The following is a 19,036-nucleotide window of genomic DNA, read 5'->3' as shown; positions in this document are numbered from 1 at the left end:
GGGTATAATTAAATCTATACTTGTAGCTTCAAGCCTCAAGCTGTTTTAGTTTGAGTACAAGGTACAGTTATAAATAGAAAACTACAGTTAATAGCTATCAGGCAATGGGGGAGTAAGCGACCGTGGCCAAGAAAAATGAAGCAGAAATGCCAGAAACTAGCAATGGTTTCAGCTTTGGGAACTTCTTTCAAGGAACTAAAGAAGAGTTTGAAAAAGTAGTTTGGCCCAGTCGGAAGCAACTGGTGAGTGAGTCAGCAGCAGTATTGTTAATGGTTTCACTCTCCGCATCTATAATTTTTTTGGTCGATAAATTCTTTACTTGGGCAGCACAACAGGTATTCGGATGACTTCTGCAACAGACGAAGGTCACAATTTGGCTTTGCAGTCAGATGAGAACTTAGAACCTGCGGGAAAACAGCAAGAAGCCCGCTGGTATGCAGTACAAGTAGCCTCTGGCTGTGAAAAGCGTGTTAAGACAAACCTAGAACAGCGCATCCAAACCTTTGATGTAGCTGAAAAAATTATTCGGGTGGAGATACCGCATACACCAGCAGTGAAAATCCGCAAGGATGGTAGCCGTCAGCACACCGAGGAAAAAGTATTCCCTGGTTATGTACTGGTGAAAATGTTCATGGATGATGACACCTGGCAAGTGGTACGAAACACCTCCCATGTGATTAATTTTGTGGGAGCAGAACAAAGACGTGGTACCGGTAAAGGTCGTGGTCACGTTAAACCAATGCCACTAAGTCATACAGAAGTAGAAAGAATCTTCAAACAGACCACCGAACAAGAGCCAATTGTCAAAATTGACATGGCTACTGGTGATAAGATAGTCGTGCTTACTGGTCCGTTTAAAGATTTTGAAGGTGAGGTCATAGAGGTAAGTCCAGAGCGGAGTAAACTCAAAGCCTTGCTGTCGATATTTGGACGAGATACACCAGTAGAATTGGAATTTAATCAGGTTCAAAAACAGAGCTAATTACAAATGGCGAAAAAAGTAGTAGCGGTCATTAAATTGGCCCTGAATGCTGGGAAAGCCAACCCAGCACCGCCAGTTGGACCCGCCTTGGGTCAGCATGGCGTCAATATCATGATGTTTTGCAAAGAGTACAACGCCAAAACAGCAGACCAAGCTGGGACGGTGATACCAGTAGAAATTTCGGTATATGAAGACCGGAGTTTCACTTTTGTACTCAAGACCCCACCTGCATCGGTATTGATCACCAAAGCGGCAAAAATCGACAAAGGCTCTAGCGAACCCAACAAAAGGAAAGTTGGTTCAATTACACAAGAGCAGCTGCGGCAAATAGCCCAAACAAAAATGCCTGATCTCAACGCTAATGATATTGAAGCAGCAATGAAGATCATTGCAGGCACTGCCAAGAATATGGGTGTAACAGTCACAGATTAGTCATTGGTCAAGTGTCATTGGTCCTTGGTTATTAGTTATTAAGCAAATGACAAATGACAAAGAACAAATGACAAATAGCAAAACTTTATCGGGGGAGAGAATTAACCTCGCTAACGACCCCAGGAGAGAAAAATGACAAAAAGAGTATCGCGTCGTTTACAGACGCTATTAGAAAAAGTAGAAGATAGGGAGTATGCTCCCTTAGATGCTTTAAGTCTTTTAAAAGAGACAGCAACAGCAAAATTTCCCGAAGCAGCAGAAGCACATATTCGCTTGGGAATTGATCCAAAATATACTGATCAACAACTGCGGACAACGGTTGTACTGCCTAAAGGTACAGGACAAGAAGTACGAGTGGCAGTAATCGCCAGAGGTGAAAAAGTCACAGAAGCAACCAACGCAGGTGCTGATATCGTCGGTTCAGAAGAACTGATAGAAGAAATTCAAAAAGGAATGATGGACTTTGACAAGTTAATCGCCACACCTGATGTTATGCCACAGGTAGCGAAACTTGGTAAATTGCTTGGTCCACGTGGTTTGATGCCCTCACCTAAAGGTGGTACAGTAACATTTGACCTGGCAAGTGCGATCGCAGAATTCAAAGCAGGTAAACTAGAATTTCGTGCTGATCGTACAGGTATTGTTCATGTTATGTTTGGTAAGGCGTCATTCTCACCAGAAGATTTACTGGTAAACTTGAAGGCCTTACAAGAAACAATTGACCGTAACCGCCCTTCAGGAGCGAAGGGACGTTATTGGCGTACAATGTATGTTTCTGCCACAATGGGACCATCAATTAAAGTCGATATCACCGCCTTACGCGACCTGAAATCTGAAGCAGCATAAAGTTTGTCGTTTGTCATTTGTCCTACGTCATTTGTAACAGATAGTAACTATTAACAAATGACCAATGACACTTGACCAATGACCAACAACAAAATTAAATAACAAAGCCGTAGACAGCAGGTGCCGTTGGCTTAATATCCTGCCGAGGTTTGATCCAAATTGCTTGAAGTTCCATCCTTCTTTGGTGTGGTAGTTCTGGCATCAGGAGAAGGGTGGTTTCAAATCTACCTTTCAACTAAAACCCCGGCTTTTGCAGCTGGGGTTTATTAATTTCTAGTTGATTGTTGTTTGTTGTTTGTTGCTTGTTGCTCTAGACCAACCACCAACCATCAACTAATAACCAACAACAAATCCTTTCAAGGAGGTGAAACAAATATGGGTAGAACCATAGAAGACAAACAAGAGATTGTTGCTGAACTCAAAGAAACTTTGAGTCAGTCGCAATTAGCACTTGTGATTGATTACCAAGGGCTAACAGTTGCCGAAATTACAGACCTGCGGCGGCGGCTGCGTCCCACAGGAACGACATGTAAGGTAACAAAAAACACCCTGATGGGAATTGCCATTCAAGATGATGAAAAATGGCAACCTTTATCAGAATTGCTCAAAGGTTCTTCTGCTTTTTTGTTGGTTCAAGAGGATTTCTCTGCTGCAATTAAGGCTTATCAAGATTTCCAAAAAGCCACCAAAAAGACAGAAATGCGTGGCGGCGTTATGGAAGGTCGCCTGCTGAAAGAACCAGATGTCAAAGCACTAGGCGATTTGCCATCCAAAGAGCAACTCATGGCACAAATTGCCGGAGCAATCAACGCCTTGGCTACCAAAGTTGCTGTTGGTATCAACGAGGTTCCCAGCTCGCTGGCTCGTGCTTTGCAGGCCTATGCCGATAAAGAAAAAGGTGGCGAAGAAGTTAGTAGTTAGTTGTTGTAGAGACGTAGCATAGTACGTCTGAAAATTGTTGTTTGTTGTTTAGAAAAACCAATAACTAACAGCCAACAACCACCAACTGCCAACCATCAACAAATTTAAATTACAGGAGTTATATCAATGTCTGTTGCAACTGATGAAATTTTGGAAAAATTAAAAGCCCTAACTTTGCTGGAAGCTGCTGAGTTAGTTAAGCAAATTGAAGATGCTTTCGGTGTGAGTGCTGCTGCACCTGCTGGTGGCATGATGATGATGGCTGCTCCTGGTGCTGCGGCGGCGGCTGCTGAACCTGTAGAAGAGCAGACCGAATTTGATGTGGTTCTCGAAGATGTTCCAGCTGATAAGAAGATTGCTATCCTTAAGGTTGTGCGTGAATTGACTGGTTTAGGTCTCAAAGAAGCAAAAGACTTAGTAGAATCTGCACCCAAAGCAATTAAAGAAGGTATGCCCAAGGAAGCAGCTGAAGATGCTAAGAAACGCATCGAAGAAGCTGGCGGTAAAGTCAGTGTGAAATAGTTATTACTAATTGGAATTTGGCATTATTCTAATAAATTAATTGCCAATTCCAAATTTAAAAGGAGTCTAATACAGGCTCCTTTTTTAACACTTTTTAGCATCACTAGGATTTACAAAATCATGTAAATCGGCATCCCATATACTGATATAAATCAGACCACAATTTTGACGGACAATCTGACCTTTGAGGAAACCTACGCTAAAACTGAAATCATCCAAGCGTCGCTGTAAAACTTGCACTAGTCCCTGCTTAATTTCTTCAGTTAATTTACCGCCTAACATTTCTTCAAAGGTTGTTAGTATTAGCTGAATATCTACAGATTGGGCAAAAGCGATCTCAGTTTGTCGAATTTTTCCAGAATTGCGGTCAAATAAGTAGCCAAGCTGAATTTGATTTGGTACTAAAATGTAACTGACAGCACGAGTATTACCCCAAACACCTCTTGTATCTTGATTTGGCTTACCAAGGGTTACTTGTACAGTATTTCTTGGTGTACCTGTAGGGAACCCCGGAACTTTGGGTTTATTGGTAGTCTTAGGTGATTGATTACGAGGCGTGTTGTTTTCTGGTTTAGAAACCGCAGGAGTATTAAGAGTATCTTCCGGCTCTGATGGCGTAGGTACGACTGAGAAGGGAGAAGGTGAGGAAACAGGCTGCTTTGGCAACGATCGCGAAGCCACAGGTGTATTAGTATTATTTTGTTTTTCAGTAGAATCTCTGGGTTCTGGCGAGTCTGTAGGATTTGTAGTTTCAGATTTTGAATCCGATTTTGAGATTGGTGTAGGTGTTGATCTTGCTGAGTCTAAAGACTCTGGCTTGTGGGTAATACCAATCATCGCTACTGTACCAATTAAGCCTGCTACAACTAAGCTACCAATAATCCAAGTCGGCTTTTGCCAGTTTTGAGGAATTGGGTAGGTAAGGGTAGCTGGGGCGCTGGAATTAGAAGACAATAACTGAGTTTTTACAGATGTAGATGTAACAGTAGTGATATCTGGGGAGACTGTGGAGACTGTGGGCTGAGTAGTAGTCGTTGGTATAGAAGAGCTAATAAGTAATTGCTGAGAATTAGTAGCTGATTGTAAAGCATATAGCATTTGGCTTGCAGTAGTATAGCGATCGCCTGCTTGGGGTTTAATGGCGCGACTAATGATCATTGCTAATTGTGGTGATACCCCAGGAACATAATGCTGCCAAAGTATTTCTCCTGTCCGTGGCTCAGTTTGCAACTGTCGCGGGTGTTTACCACTCAATAGATAAATTGCTGTTAATCCTAAGCTATAAATATCAGTGGCGTAAACTGCGCGTCCTGTGAATTGCTCACTAGGCATATATCCAGGCGTACCCATCACCAGCGATTGAGTTGTGTATCCCGGAGAATTCACTACTGTTCGTATTGTTTCCTTGACTGCACCAAAATCAATTAATACAGGCTTGTGATTAGACGAGTCGAGAATAATATTATCTGGCTTGATATCACGGTGGATAATACCTTTGCTGTGAACATAATCCAAAACTGATAGCAGACTCAACAAAATTTCTCTGACTGCTGTTTCACTCAGTGAACCTTGAGTTTTAATTATATTAGACAGAGTTTGACCTTGAATCCATTCTTGAACTAAGTAAAACTGCCCGTTCTCGTAAAAATAAGCGTAGAGTTTGGGGATTTGATCACTACCTTCCCCCAAAAACTCTAAGGTGGTCGCCTCCCGTTCAAAGCGTCGTTGAATTTTCTGATAAATATTTGGGTCATTTGCGATTGGTTTTAGTTGTTTAATCACACAACGACGACGAGAAGGCAAATAGCTGTCTTCTGCCAAAAAGGTTTCGCTAAAGCCACCAACAGCCAGCACCTGGATCACTTGATAGCGATTGTTCAACAGCGTCGTTGTCATGATCCTTTAAAAGCTTTTGTTAAACTCCTCCGGCTTGCCCTTTTCAACTGTAGACTAAATACCTAGAGGTAAAGCTTCCTGACAAAGAAATAAAAAGTATAGAAAAGAAAATATATATTATGTATTTTGTGAATTCTATAATTAGCTAGATTTAGGAATAAAAGTTTTATGCTGTTAGAATATCTATTCTTAAATATATTCAAGCAAAATTAATTATTGTAAAAGCCCGCACAAGCGGGCTTTTTTTAATGCAAATCTGCATCCCAAACGCCAATATAAATTTTATCTTCTGAATTGCGTTGAATCACACCTTTTACTCCTCCAGCATTAAAAGAGTATTGGTTAATTTGACGCTGATATACTCGTTGCAGTGCTTGATTAATTTCACCAGAAGCACTGCTTCCCAGCATCCCTTGCAAAGTAGATTGCATTACCTGGGGTGCGACAGATTGGGCAAAGGATACTTCCGTTTGCCGTAACGCTCCTGATTTCCGGTCAAATAAATAACCAAGATCGACCTGATTTGGATGTAAGCGATAAAGATAAGCACGGGTGTTCCATAAACCCCTAGAAACTTTAGCGGGTTTTCCCAGTGAAGATTTTACAGTATTTTCCGAAGTGCCTGTGGGATAAGCAGGTACACTTATAGTACTAGTAGGTGCAGTAGCAACTTTTGGTGGATTTTCCTGGGGTGGAGGTGGTGTCGGTGTTTCAGGAGTAGGATTTTCAGCAGGTTGTTGCTGTTCTGGTGTAGGGACTGCTGCGGTTTGAGAATCTTCTGGGGGTGGTGTTGGTGCAACTGATGTAACTGTGGATGGTTGTTGCTGCGGTGCAGATACAACTGGAGGTGTAGTAGGAGGAGAAGATTCTGGTTGCTGTGGAGAAGTAGGTATTAAAGGTGACTGGGAAGCAACAGGTGTATTGGCAGGTTCAGTAGTGGGAACTATAGATGAGGGTGTAGAAGTTGGATTGATCGGCGTGGGTACTTGTGTAGTTTCTTTGGTGGGTATTGTATCAATAGTTGCTTCTAGTTGTGGTTGGCGAGTCATATTCGCGATCGCAATCCCAGCAATCAAACCACCGAAAACTAGACTACCAAAAATCAGCGCAGGTTTTTGCCAATCACGAGAACTAGAAGACGCTCTTATAAAAGCCGACTTTTGTGCAGAAACGAAAGGCTGGGTTGCTTGTGTATGTGCAAGCGCAGGGGATAGGGCAACTGTCGATTGAGTTGTTGAATATGATGGTTTTGGGGGCAGAGTATTTGCAGATTGCAAAGCATATAACATTTTGCTAGCAGTCGAGTAGCGATCGCTTGCTTGAGGCTGAGTTGCTTGTTTGAGGATCATTGCTAATTCTGGCGACACCCCAGGGGCAAAATCCTGCCAAATTACCTCTCCTGTTTGTTGGTTAGTTGGTAACTCGTGTGGCGGCTTACCTGTCAACAGATAAATTGCTGTCAAACCCAAGCTATAGATATCAGTACTATAGACTGGGCGTCCTATGGCTTGTTCACTGGGCATATACCCCGGTGTACCAATCACCAAAGATTGAGTTAGATAACCTGGTGTAGCGGCGATCGAACGTATCGTTTCTTTAACTGCGCCAAAATCAATTAATACAGGCTGATTATTGGTAATACGAAGAATAATATTATCAGGCTTGATATCCCGATGAATTATACCTTTACTATGGACATAATTTAAAACTGATAAAAGATTTAATAATATTTCTCTGACTGTATCTTCACTGATTGGCCCTTGGGCTTCGACAAGGTTTGTTAGAGTTTGACCTTGAATCCATTCTTGGACAAGATAAAATTGTCCGTGTTCAGAAAAATAAGCGTAGAGTTGAGGTATTTGGTCACTACTTTCACCCAAAACCTCCAAAGTAGCTGCTTCCCGTTCAAACCGTTGCTGAATCATTTTGTAGGTTTGCGGGTCGTTTGTCACTGGTTTGAGTTGCTTAATCACGCAGCGACGTCGAGAAGGCATATGGGTATCTTCTGCTAAAAAGGTTTCGCCAAACCCCCCAGCAGCAAGTACTTCGATAACTTTATAGCGGTTATTTAACTGTGTTATAGTCATGCTCCATTGCAAGTGAGCGTCTTTACAAATTTATCTTAGATGTAATAGACCCATCACAGGCGAGGTATTATGCCAACAAAAATTTTGGCGTTGGCTAAATTGCTGTTTTTATGGCGAATATCAATGTAGATTGATGAATAGTTATGGTTTTGACGTGGGCATTGATGGTGTTTTAATCGCAAATACACACAGATACACAATATTTAGACAAAACCTTTATGGAGATGAGTCGATTGCAAATTCGCGAAGATGACCTCACAGGTAAAAAGATCGCTGATCTTCTGCGAGAACATCTCGAAAATATGTATGAGATTAGTCCGCCCGAAAGTGTTCACGCTCTTGATTTAGACGCATTGCGATCGCCCGATATTACTTTTTGGTCAGCTTGGGAGGGCTATGAATTACTCGGATGCGGCGCCCTCAAAGAACTAGATTCCAGAAGTGGTGAAATCAAATCAATGCGTACCGCTAAGGCTCACCGCCGCAAGGGTGTCGCCTCTAAAATTCTTGAACACATCATCAAAGAAGCCGAACGGCGCGGTTACGATTGTCTGAACTTAGAAACAGGAGCTTTTAGTGAGTTCGCCCCCGCACGAGCCTTATACATACGGTATGGATTCGAGTACCGAGGCCCCTTCGCTAACTACATTGATGACCCCAATAGCGTATTTATGACGAAAAAGCTCTAGAAGCCGCTATCTGGGAGAGAGTGATTTTTGTTAGTGTTCATGTATTTTGAGATCAAGCATTTACAGTGAGATCGCCTTTCATCAATAGTTTTCTTGAGTAGACAGCGCCTTACGGTAAACGATCTTGTCAGCGCCTTCTGTATAAAAGTCACGAATCCTTGCTTCTTCGTAATAACCGCACTTGCGGTAAAATGCTCGCGTGCGCTCGAAATCCGGTGTACTCGACGTTTCCACCAGTAGCACACGCCCACCGCGCACCGCCAATGTTTGTTCAACATGGCGCAGCAGTTTTGTGCCGCGTCCTTGCTCTTGGCAATCGGGGTGGATCGCGATCAATTGTAGGTTCCAAGTTCTATCAGTCATCCGCTCCATCTCACAGTAAGCGACCCCTACCGCCCCGTTATCGTCGTCGGTGAGCCAGAAGCGCTCGGCTTTGCCATCTCGTAAAGAATCGCTGTCGTTGTTAACGCTGAAGTAATCAGACAGCATCTTGCCAAGTTCCTCAAGTTGCTCCGGCTCAAACAGTCCGGTTGCGTCAGCTAGAGCAATCAGTGCGGTCGTGTCATCGGGCGTGGTCGGTCGAATCATCACAAACTCCGTGTGCATGTAAAGCAGCTCAACTAGCAAAGGAGATAGCATAACAACTGTTGTAACTTTATTACATAACAACTGTTGTGATAGAATGTCAAGGGATTTGTTTTATGTTGCTGTAAACTCTAGAAGAGCTATGAGTTATGATGATCGCCGGATTAAAGTTGCTCAAGCAGCGTGGCGGGTGATTGTCCGCGAAGGATTGGATCGCGCCAGTATGCGGGCGATCGCGCAAGAGTTAGGCTCTTCGACGGGGGTTGTTACCCATTACTTTCGAGATAAAGAAGAACTCATCCTATTTGCCTTAGAACAAGTGTTTGAAAACACCTTGGTGAACATGAAAACCTGTGCCGAAGGACAGCAAGGAATTGACAGACTAACGCAGATGATTTTTGTCGCTCTACCTCTGGAGGATATTGACAGAACTGATTGGAAGGTCTGGGTGGCATTTTTGGGCTATTCTATCGGGCGTGAACACCTTGTTCAGGAGCATCGAAAACGCTATGACTTCTTACGGCAGATGATTTGTCAAGAGCTAGCTGAGTTACAAACAGCCAAGCTGATTCGATCTGAACTCGATGTCATCCTAGAAGCTAATGCGCTCATCGCCCTAGTGGATGGTATTGGCACTGGTGTTGTCATTTGTCCTGAGCAATTCTCAGCAGAGCAACAACGATACCTCGTGCAGCGACATATCAATGCTTTACTAGCACCATCTTGATTAGCGAAGCTTTGGGATGCTCCCTAAAAGGGAACAGGGATCGGGGATCGGGGATTAGTTTTTCTTCCTTGTCTCCCTTCCCTTGTCTTCCTTGTCCCCTACAATTAGATTTGAAAATCCCTAAGCTACTTTTTTTGCTTCTAAGTGTTTTAATTCACTCGGAGCAAATACACCATTCTCAGTAATGATGGCTGTAATTAATTCTGCTGGGGTGACATCAAAAGCGGGATTGTAGAATTCCACACCATCGGGTGTCAAAGTAGTATCACCGATTTGATATATTTCCCCTGGGTGGCGTTCTTCAATCGGGATTTGACTACCATCAGTTAAGTCAAAATCAATTGTAGATAGGGGTGCGGCAACAAAGAAGGGAATATTATGCGCCTTGGATACTAGTGCTAAACTATACGTTCCAATTTTGTTGGCAGTATCTCCATTGGCAGCAATTCTGTCAGCACCTACAACTACTGCATGAATTAAACCTTGTTTCATGCAGTGAGCAGCCATGCTATCAGTAATTACCGTAACTGGGATGCCTTCTTGTACACATTCCCAAGCCGTCAATTTTGCACCTTGCAATCTGGGTCTGGTTTCATCGGCAAATACTCGTGCCAAACGTCCTTCTCGCCAAGCAGAACGTACCACACCCAAAGCAGTACCGTAACCTGCGGTTGCTAATGCTCCAGCGTTACAGTGAGTCAGTAAGGTCAGTTGTCCTGGTTGGGTAGGTAAGGCTTTTAAGCCGTTATCACCGATGTCTTGGCAGGTTTGTAAATCTTCAGCATTGATATTTTGGGCTGTTTGGAATAGAGATTTTCTAATCTCGTCCACTGTTCCAATCGTTTCATATGCTACTTTAATCATCCGGGAGATTGCCCAGAACAGATTTACTGCTGTGGGACGGGTAGAACGTAGCATTTCGGCAACATTTTCTAGGTGATTTAAAAATTCATCCCGATTGTCTGTGTGAATTTCTCTAGCACCAAGATAGATTCCATAAGCAGCAGCAACACCAATTGCAGGCGCACCCCGGACAATCATGGTTTTGATGGCAACTGCCATATCTTCACTGCGACTAATTTCTACAAATGCATACTCATTTGGCAGACGAGTTTGGTCAATCAGTGAAACCAAGTCGTTGTGCCAGATCACGGGATATACTTGGTTAGTTTGAAACATCATATTCTTTGAAAATTAATTGGCAACCACAAAAACAATAAATCAGGCAATGGGGAAAAGCAAAGGGAAAAGGTTAAGGGTAATAAGTAATGGGGCTATTACCCATTACCCATTACCTATTAGACATCTGGTGAAATTAAATATGCGTTATCCAGAACCCTGGTAGAGACGTAGCACTGCTACGTCTCTACATTTTTTTCACGCCTATGTCTATTGTGTATTTGTGGTTAATTTTATTACACTACTGCGGATTTTGGCTGATTAAAGAAAGCTTGTAAAACCTTTTCAGCAATTTGTGGACTTGTTAAACCTAATTCTGCCTTCGATTGATTTGGTTCTGCATGGTCTACTAGTATATCTGGTACACCAATCCGCTTGATCGGTACCACAATATCAGCATCTAAGAGTGCTTCGGCGACTGCGGAACCAAAGCCACCCATCAAACAGCCTTCCTCCAAGGTGACAACACGTCCGATTGTTTGGGCGAGGGGGAAAATTAATTCTGTATCGAGAGGCTTGACAAAACGGGCATTAACTACTGTTGCTTCTATGCCATGTTCACTGAGGATTTCAGCTACTTGCGTCGCTGGATTTACCATTGTGCCATAACCCAAGATCAGTAAATCATCTCCTTGACGGAGAATTTCGGCTTTACCGATTTCCAAGGGTTCCCAACCTTCTTCCATCAACGGCACACCATAGCCATTACCACGAGGAAAACGCATGGCGATCGGTCCTGTGGTATGATTAACGCCTGTAACAATCATGCGCTGAAGTTCGGCTTCGTCTTTGGGTGCCATGAGTACCATGTTGGGAATGCAGCGCAGATAGGCAATATCATACATTCCTTGGTGGGTAGGGCCATCAGCACCAACAATTCCTGCACGATCTAAACAGAAGAATACAGGTAAGTTTTGGATGCAAACGTCGTGGATGATTTGATCGAAGGCACGTTGCAAGAAGGTGGAATAAATAGCAGCAACAGGACGCATACCTTCCGCAGCTAGCCCAGCAGCTAGGGTAACGGCGTGTTGTTCAGCAATACCTACATCTATATATTGATTTGGTAGCTTGGCTTGTAATTTGTCTAAGCCTGTTCCTGTCGCCATCGCCGCCGTAATACCGATGATTTTTGGGTTTTGTTCGGCGAGTTTGACTAAAGTGTGGGCAAATACTTTTGAGTAAGCAGGGGGTTTAGGTTTACTAGAGGGGACAGCTTTACCAGTAGACAAGTTGAAGGGGTTTTGGGCATGATAACCAACTTGGTCTTTTTCGGCAATTTCGTAACCTTTACCCTTTGTTGTTGCTACATGCACTAACACAGGCCCGACAATTTGATGCGCTTGTTGGAAAGTAGCAATCAATTCTTCTAAATTATGTCCATCTACTGGCCCCATATAGGTAAAACCAAGTTCTTCAAAAACTGCACCCACTTTTGGTACAGCTAGGCGCTTCATCCCTTCTTTGATGCGTCCTAATTCTGGCGAAAAAGACTCACCAACAAAAGGAATTTGCTTCAATTGTTCCTCAAGATTATCTTTGAAAAATTGCACCGGACCGCTAAGACGCATTTTGTTGAGGTAGCGGGGAATTGCGCCAACGTTGGGAGATATGGACATTTCGTTGTCATTGAGGACAACTAATAAATTAGTTTTAGGTAGGTGTCCTGCATGGTTGATGGCTTCCAATGCCATACCGCCAGTCAACGCCCCATCACCGATAATAGCAGCTACTTTAAATTTTTCTCCTTTCGCATCTCTTGCTAAAGCCATACCCAAAGCGGCGGAAATACTGGTAGAAGCGTGTCCAGCGCCGAAATGATCGAACTTACTTTCACAACGCTTGAGATAACCAGCAACTCCATCTTTTTGCCGTAGAGTATCGAAATTACCGTAGCGTCCTGTAATTAGTTTGTGGGGATATGCTTGATGTCCGACATCCCAAATGACTTTGTCGCGATCTAAATCTAGTGTTTGATATAGACCCAAGGTTAACTCTACAACACCCAACCCTGGCCCTAGATGCCCTCCAGTTGCTGCTACGGTTTGCAGATGCTTATCCCGAATTTGACGGGCTATTTGTTGCAACTGGCGAATTGATAAACCGTGCAACTGGTTGGGATGGGTAATTTCACTCAAATGCATACTATAGCGTTTTCCTCTCTAGATCTTATATACTGATTTTCCCACGCTAGGGTGATGAGCAACTTCCAGCAAATTTTCTTAAATATCTGAGATTGTCAACAAATTTCGTCATAGATGAGACTATAGCTTTGTTGTTGGCAAACAGAATACCAATTATTTGTGTTTATTAGTGTTTGAGAAATCAAACACAAAATATAATTTGCCAAAACTTACTGAGAACTTTGCACACCACTAATTCGTAGAACATCACTAACAGTGGCACAGTAATTTGGTAAGCCAAAACTATCTGGATTCACGAACTTTTGATAAGTAAAATGTCGATAGTTCATACAAAATCTATCCCAAGCAGCCATCCTAATACGAAACAAAACTATTAATAGGTTAGCTAATGAGAAAGACAGGGGGATACGAAAGCGAATTTTTTTACCAAGATAAGCACACAGTTCTTCGATCGCTTGGTTTGCAGTTAACGGTGCTTGACCTAAAACTAATTGCCTGCTTTCATTTTCTTGAGGTGGATTGTCGATTAGATATCGGACAACTGTGGCAATGTCTTGTGCATGAATAAAGTGAAAGCTACCGTCTGCTTGCAAAAAACGAATGTAATCGATGTATTTTGTAACTTCAGGAATACCAGGTGTGAGATGTGAATAGGGTTTATTACCATCGCCACCCAAAACTAATGTGGGGAAAACTTCAGTAATTTTAGGCGCGATCGCTAATTTGCTAATTTTCTGCAAGCAATCATATTTCGAGCGGATATAATCTGTACCCAGTTCTCCTGCTTCTTTCAGTGGTTTGTTGTTGCTGTCTAATACGCTAGCAGTTGAAAAATAAATCACCTGTTCACAGGTTGCTGGCTCTAAATAATTCAGTAATTCTAGAGTTTTGACGACATTAATATCAAAAGTACCCGCCCCACCCCACGCTGTAGCCGTTAATACTGCAACATCTATTGTTTTCAATAAGTCCGCAAAATGACGAATTTGTTGCATATCACCTTGCAAGACGTTGACATTTGGACGAACTTGTGTATCTACTTTTAATTTCTCTGGGTTTCTCACCAACAGAAATAGCTCGTGGTCTGTTTGTTGAATTAATGCTTCACTAAGATAGTGACCAATACAGCCACTGGCACCGGTGACAAAAATTCGCTTTTTAGTCATAAAAATTTGTTATTTGTTGCTGGTTGTCTGTTGTTTGGATTTTACTGGAATAGTTGTTGATTAACGGAGATTTGTTTCCGAAGAACTAACACCCAACAACCAACAACCAACAACCAACAACCAACACCTAACAACTAACTGCATTAAGTTGCTTGGCTGTTTCAAAGAAAAAGGCGACATTTTCTTCAGGGGTTTCGGGGAGAACACCGTGTCCAAGGTTAAGGATGTGACCCCAGTTACCAGCTTTGCGAACCGTATCAATCACGCGATCGCGAATAAATTCCTTAGATCCAAACAATACACCAGGATCAAGATTACCTTGCACCTTCATGTGTTTGCCCAATCTGGCGCGCGCATCTGCCATGTCTACTGTCCAGTCTACAGTAATAATATCCGCACCGGATTTTGCCATTCTTTCTAGCAAACCCGCGCTACCACTAACTAAAAGAATTAGGGGTGTATCTGGATGAGTTTCCTTAACTTTTTGGAAAACTTTTTGCTGATAAGGTAAGGCAAAAGTTTCGTAATCTTGAGGACTTAATTGTCCTGCCCAAGAATCAAACATTTGCACAACTTGAGCGCCGCAGTCAATTTGATAACAAACGTAAGTGGCGATCGCATCTGAAAGTTTTTCCAAAAACTGATGCAGGACTGTCGGATCAGAAAACGCCATATTCTTAATAATGGAATAGGTTTTAGAACCTTTTCCTTCTACAGCGTAAGCTGCTAAAGTCCACGGCGCACCGACAAACCCTAACACCGTTGATTTATTACCCACCTCTTGGCGCAGTGCTTGCAATATAGTTTTGATAAACGGCAGAGATTTTTCTGGTTCTAAGGGAAGCAGGTTATCAACTTGTGCTTGGGTGCGGATGGGAGATTGAATAATTGGTCCTTTACCTTCCGCAATATCCATATCTATGCCCAAACCAGGCAATGGTGTCACAATATCAGAAAATAGAATTACACCATCTGGTTGAAAAGCCCGCCAGGGTTGCAAAGAAACTTCGATCGCAACTTCTGGAATTTCAGATCGTTCACGAAACGAAGGGTATTTCTCCCTTAAATCCCGATAAGCTTTCATGTATCGTCCCGCTTGTCGCATCATCCATACCGGCGGACGATCTACAACTTCACCACGAGCTGCTCTAAGGAGAAGAGGATCACTAGAGGAAATACCCATTAACAACTCATCCTAAACTCTTTATTTATGTCATTGTTTAGCTTATCATTCTGCTTTGCGGTTTTTCAGGAGAGTTGGGGATTGGGGATTGGGGATTGGGGATCGGGGATCGGGGATCGGGGATCGGGGATCGGGGAGTGTGGGGAGTAATGTAGAGACGCGATTCATCGCGTCTGGGTGTGTGGGGAGTAATGTAGAGACGCGATTCATCGCGTCTGGGTGTGTGGGGTGTGTGGGTATTGGGCATGAGGTATGGGGCTTTAAGAGTTATCTTTCTGTAAATAAGTATTTGTATTCCGCTGATGGGTCTTTGATACTCGACGATGAGTGTTTGATACTCGACGACGAGTCTTTTATACCCAACGACGAGTGTTTGATACTCGACGACGAGTGTTTGATGCTCGACGACGAGTCTTTGATACCCAACGACGAGTCTTTGATACTCGACGACGAGTCTTTGATACTCGACGACGAGTCTTTGATACTCGACGACGAGTCTTTGATACTCGACGACGAGTCTNGACGAGTCTTTGATACTCGACGACGAGTCTTTGATACTCGACGACGAGTCTTTGATACTCGACGACGAGTCTTTGATACTCGACGACGAGTCTTTTATACTCGTCAGCGAAATACAAATACTTGTTTAAAGCCCCATGCTCTTGACCATTGACAAATGACCATTGACAAATGACCACAATATTTACATTTTTGCCTTATTCTTATTTCAGTAATTCACCATTATCGTAAAGATTTTTACTTAAAGACGGATGCAAACACAATCGAATATACCTTCTGGAGAGGCTTTTATCTCTAGTAATGGCAAATTACAGAAACTTTTAATACCGCGATCGCAGCGACGTAAGTTTTTTCTCCAATTTACGGTGATGACTTTCACTGGATGGATTGTAGGGGGAATTACTAGTATTGCTTTAGAAAAATACTTTCTGCAAACACTCCCACCTGCTGTACTCGAACAACAACCCTCATGGTATGGATTGGTCAAATTTATAAGTAGTGTTGTTTTTGCAATAATTTTCGCCACCGACCAAGCGCTTGTCTTGCGCCGATATTTATCTGCATGGTGGTTGTGGGTGCTTGCTACCAGCGTCGGTTGGTTGGTTGCTAATCATGTCTCAACAGCATGGATTAACTATATTTCATCAATAGCTGACTCTTTGGATAAAACTTTATCTCTTGAGGATGTAATATTTTTTGGAGGTTTATCAACCCTCTCCTATGTATTGTCTGGAATTTGGGTAGGATTTCTTCAGTGGCTGGTATTACGCCGATATACCGCAGGTGCTTGGTGGTGGAATTTCTTACCTTCATTTTCCTATTTGTGTATCAGTATCTTCGTTTGGCTACTTTCTTGTTTACAAGATCTAATTCCAGAAGTCAGCCGCGCTCAGATATTGTATTTAAGTGGACAAGCATTGACGGCAATTATTTTAGGAGTTATTCCAGCCATCGGCTTTTGCAGGTTGAAAATTTACTCCCACCGTATCATTCCTTCAAAGTAGTTGCAGCAAAATCAGGTTATTAATTATGAACAAAATTGACTCCTCACATCCGACAGTTACTCCACCCGTCGCTGAAAAACAACCCCAGGTGTTAGAGTTGCACGGCGACAAGCGGATAGATAATTACTTTTGGATGCGCGATCGCGAAGATCCGAAAACTATGGCTTACCTGGAAGCAGAAAATGCTTACACTCAAGCCAAGATGCAGCATACGGAAGCTTTCCAAACACAGTTATACGAAGAAATGCTGTCTCGAATTAAGGAAACAGACCTTTCTGTGCCTTATCGTAAAGATGAATATTATTATTATTCGCGCACAGAAGAAGGTAAAGCCTATCCAATTTATTGTCGTAAAAAAGGCAGTCTTGATGCTTCTGAAGAAATATTACTAGATCAAAATGAACTGGCTAAAGACCACGATTTTTTCAGCATCGGAGTTCTACAAGTTAGCCCCAATCATCAAATTTTGGCTTATTCAGTAGATACGACGGGTTCGGAAAGATATACACTGTGTTTTTTGGATTTAAATACTCGTCAACTTTATCCTGAAAGTATCTCTGATACTTATTTTTCCTTTGCTTGGGCTAATGACAATCAAACGGTATTTTATACGAAATTAGATGCTGCTAATCGTCCCTATCAGTTATTTCGACATACATTAGCAACAGATGCTAATGAAGATATTTTGATCTATCATGAACCGGATGATACTTATTATTTAGGAGTGAGCAAAACTCGTAGCCAAGCTTATATTTTGTTGATTTTGGGGAGTCAAATCACTTCAGAAATCCACTATTTAGACGCTAATCATCCTACGGGCAAATTTCAGTTATTTCATCCTCGCACTACAGGAATAGAATACGACATTGATCATCATAGTGATTATTTTTATATAGTCACAAATGAGCAAGCAATTAACTTTAAGTTAATGAAAACTCCTGTAAATGCAACCAGTAAAGAAAATTGGCAAACTATTATTCCTCATCGAGAAGATGTGATGTTATCAGGAATTAGTTTGTTTGCTAATTACTTGGTGATTTACGAACGTCAAGACGGATTACCAGTTGCAAGGGTACACAACCTCACGAATGGCAAAGAACATAATATTAATTTTCCTGAACCAACCTACTCATTTTTTGAAGGTAGTAATCCAGAATTTGACACCACTACTTTGCGGATACACTACACTTCTTTGATTACGCCACCATCCGTATTTGATTACGATTTAGAAACAAATGAGCGAGAATTGAAGAAAGAAACAGAAGTTTTAGGAGGGTATGACAGAACTCTGTATAACAGTGAAAAATTGATGGCTGTGGCTCCTGATGGTACACAAATTCCCATATCTATTGTTTATAAAAAGGGAATCAAAAAAGATGGCAAAAATCCTTTGTATCTGACGGGATATGGTGCTTATGGAGTAAATTCTTCAGTATATTTTTCTTCATCGCAATTATCTTTATTAGAGCGGGGAATTGTATTTGCGATCGCTCATATTCGTGGCGGTGAAGAAATGGGGCGCAAATGGTATGAAAATGGCAAATTCTTGCACAAAAAAAATACCTTTACAGATTTTATTGCCTGTGCAGAATATCTCATTTCCCAAGGCTGGACAACAAATAATTCACTTACTATTTCTGGTCGTAGTGCAGGCGGTTTATTGATGGGAGCAGTAGTCAATATGCGCCCTGATTTGTTTAAAGTTGTAGTTGCGGATGTCCCTTTTGTAGATGTAGTCACAACCATACTTGATACTTCCCTACCTCTGTCAGCAATGGAATGGGAAGAATGGGGAAATCCCAACGATAAAGTTTATTACGACTACATGAAATCCTACTCGCCCTACGATAATGTCGAGGCAAAAAATTACCCAGATATGTTAATTACAGCAGGTTTAAATGATGCTCGCGTGAAATATTGGGAACCTGCAAAATGGACAGCAAAACTCCGAGAACTCAAAACAGATGACAACATTCTCCTGTTGAAAACTAACATGGGTGCAGGACACAGTGGCGCATCTGGACGTTACGAAAGTTTGCGAGAACTTGCTTTTGAATACGCTTTTGTCTTGGATAGATTGGGAGTAGAAAGGGGATAGGGGATCGGGGATCGGGGATAAGGGATCGGGGATCGGGGATCGGGGATCGGGAAGAA

At 42.3% G+C, this 19,036-nt stretch carries 17 protein-coding genes and 1 other annotated feature; of the genes, 10 read left to right on the top strand and 7 right to left on the bottom strand.

The genetic code is table 11. The features are described 5' to 3' along the window. The first annotated feature begins 122 nt into the window (after nt 1-122). From secE to rplL, 6 genes are all read left to right on the top strand, one after another. Nucleotides 123-347, top strand: coding sequence for a preprotein translocase subunit SecE (secE, locus tag B4U84_RS08720; protein WP_016860087.1), 225 nt, complete (start codon nt 123-125; stop codon nt 345-347). Then, nucleotides 344-982: a transcription termination/antitermination protein NusG gene (nusG, locus tag B4U84_RS08715; protein ID WP_016860088.1), complete on the top strand. Its 639-nt coding sequence runs from the start codon at nt 344-346 to the stop codon at nt 980-982. Before secE ends, nusG begins: the two co-directional genes overlap by 4 nt. Nucleotides 983-988: 6 nt before the next feature. After that, nucleotides 989-1,414 (top strand): 50S ribosomal protein L11, encoded by a 426-nt coding sequence (gene rplK, locus B4U84_RS08710; protein WP_044447607.1) that lies wholly within the window; start codon nt 989-991, stop codon nt 1,412-1,414. A 132-nt stretch (nt 1,415-1,546) separates the two neighbouring features. Further along, complete coding sequence (rplA, locus tag B4U84_RS08705; protein WP_017313755.1) at nt 1,547-2,260, top strand: 50S ribosomal protein L1; 714 nt, start codon at nt 1,547-1,549, stop codon at nt 2,258-2,260. 89 nt (nt 2,261-2,349) lie between these two features. Beyond that, nucleotides 2,350-2,537 (top strand) — a sequence feature (ribosomal protein L10 leader region). Between the two features lie 98 nt (nt 2,538-2,635). Beyond that, a complete protein-coding gene (rplJ, locus tag B4U84_RS08700; RefSeq protein ID WP_016860091.1) occupies nt 2,636-3,181 on the top strand; it encodes a 50S ribosomal protein L10 in 546 nt (181 codons plus the stop codon). Nucleotides 3,182-3,307: 126 nt separating this feature from the next. Then, the gene (gene rplL, locus B4U84_RS08695) at nt 3,308-3,703 is read left to right on the top strand and encodes a 50S ribosomal protein L7/L12 (RefSeq protein ID WP_017313756.1); all 396 of its coding nucleotides are present in this window, start codon (nt 3,308-3,310) and stop codon (nt 3,701-3,703) included. A gap of 84 nt (nt 3,704-3,787) precedes the next feature. Here rplL and B4U84_RS08690 read toward each other — a convergent pair whose 3' ends face one another. Together B4U84_RS08690 and B4U84_RS08685 are read right to left on the bottom strand one after the other, a co-directional pair. Next, entirely contained in the window at nt 3,788-5,599 is a 1,812-nt protein-coding gene (locus tag B4U84_RS08690) for a serine/threonine protein kinase (protein ID WP_131117013.1), read from the bottom strand. Nucleotides 5,600-5,844: 245 nt separating this feature from the next. After that, entirely contained in the window at nt 5,845-7,686 is a 1,842-nt protein-coding gene (locus B4U84_RS08685) for a serine/threonine-protein kinase (RefSeq protein WP_131117010.1), read from the bottom strand. Between the two features lie 218 nt (nt 7,687-7,904). Here B4U84_RS08685 and B4U84_RS08680 point away from each other — a divergent pair, with 218 nt between their 5' ends. Then, entirely contained in the window at nt 7,905-8,375 is a 471-nt protein-coding gene (locus B4U84_RS08680; RefSeq protein ID WP_207390913.1) for a GNAT family N-acetyltransferase, read from the top strand. Nucleotides 8,376-8,456: 81 nt separating this feature from the next. Here B4U84_RS08680 and B4U84_RS08675 read toward each other — a convergent pair whose 3' ends face one another. Further along, a complete protein-coding gene (locus B4U84_RS08675; protein WP_131117005.1) occupies nt 8,457-8,963 on the bottom strand; it encodes a GNAT family N-acetyltransferase in 507 nt (168 codons plus the stop codon). A gap of 139 nt (nt 8,964-9,102) precedes the next feature. Here B4U84_RS08675 and B4U84_RS08670 point away from each other — a divergent pair, with 139 nt between their 5' ends. Next, a complete protein-coding gene (locus B4U84_RS08670) occupies nt 9,103-9,687 on the top strand; it encodes a TetR/AcrR family transcriptional regulator (protein WP_131117003.1) in 585 nt (194 codons plus the stop codon). A 120-nt stretch (nt 9,688-9,807) separates the two neighbouring features. Here B4U84_RS08670 and mtnA read toward each other — a convergent pair whose 3' ends face one another. From mtnA to hemE, 4 genes are all read right to left on the bottom strand, one after another. Then, the gene (gene mtnA, locus B4U84_RS08665) at nt 9,808-10,866 is read right to left on the bottom strand and encodes an S-methyl-5-thioribose-1-phosphate isomerase (protein WP_131118820.1); all 1,059 of its coding nucleotides are present in this window, start codon (nt 10,864-10,866) and stop codon (nt 9,808-9,810) included. A 236-nt stretch (nt 10,867-11,102) separates the two neighbouring features. Next, nucleotides 11,103-13,010, bottom strand: a complete 1,908-nt coding sequence (gene dxs / locus B4U84_RS08660; protein ID WP_131117000.1) for a 1-deoxy-D-xylulose-5-phosphate synthase — start codon at nt 13,008-13,010, stop codon at nt 11,103-11,105. A 209-nt stretch (nt 13,011-13,219) separates the two neighbouring features. Further along, entirely contained in the window at nt 13,220-14,176 is a 957-nt protein-coding gene (locus B4U84_RS08655; RefSeq protein ID WP_131116998.1) for an NAD-dependent epimerase/dehydratase family protein, read from the bottom strand. A 127-nt stretch (nt 14,177-14,303) separates the two neighbouring features. Next, nucleotides 14,304-15,359 carry a uroporphyrinogen decarboxylase gene (hemE, locus tag B4U84_RS08650; RefSeq protein WP_044447618.1) on the bottom strand — a complete coding sequence of 352 codons (1,056 nt, stop codon included), beginning with the start codon at nt 15,357-15,359 and terminating at the stop codon, nt 14,304-14,306. Between the two features lie 887 nt (nt 15,360-16,246). Here hemE and B4U84_RS08640 point away from each other — a divergent pair. Further along, entirely contained in the window at nt 16,247-16,882 is a 636-nt protein-coding gene (locus B4U84_RS08640; RefSeq protein ID WP_131118818.1) for a hypothetical protein, read from the top strand. Between the two features lie 25 nt (nt 16,883-16,907). Beyond that, a complete protein-coding gene (locus B4U84_RS08635) occupies nt 16,908-18,980 on the top strand; it encodes a S9 family peptidase (protein WP_131116995.1) in 2,073 nt (690 codons plus the stop codon). Nucleotides 18,981-19,036 lie beyond the last annotated feature (56 nt).

Source organism: Westiellopsis prolifica IICB1 (genome assembly GCF_004323185.1).
In the GTDB taxonomy this organism is placed as follows: Bacteria; Cyanobacteriota; Cyanobacteriia; order Cyanobacteriales; family Nostocaceae; genus Pelatocladus; species Pelatocladus prolificus_A.
Note: the sequence above shows the minus strand (reverse complement) of the source record. Positions and strands in the feature narration are given on the sequence as shown.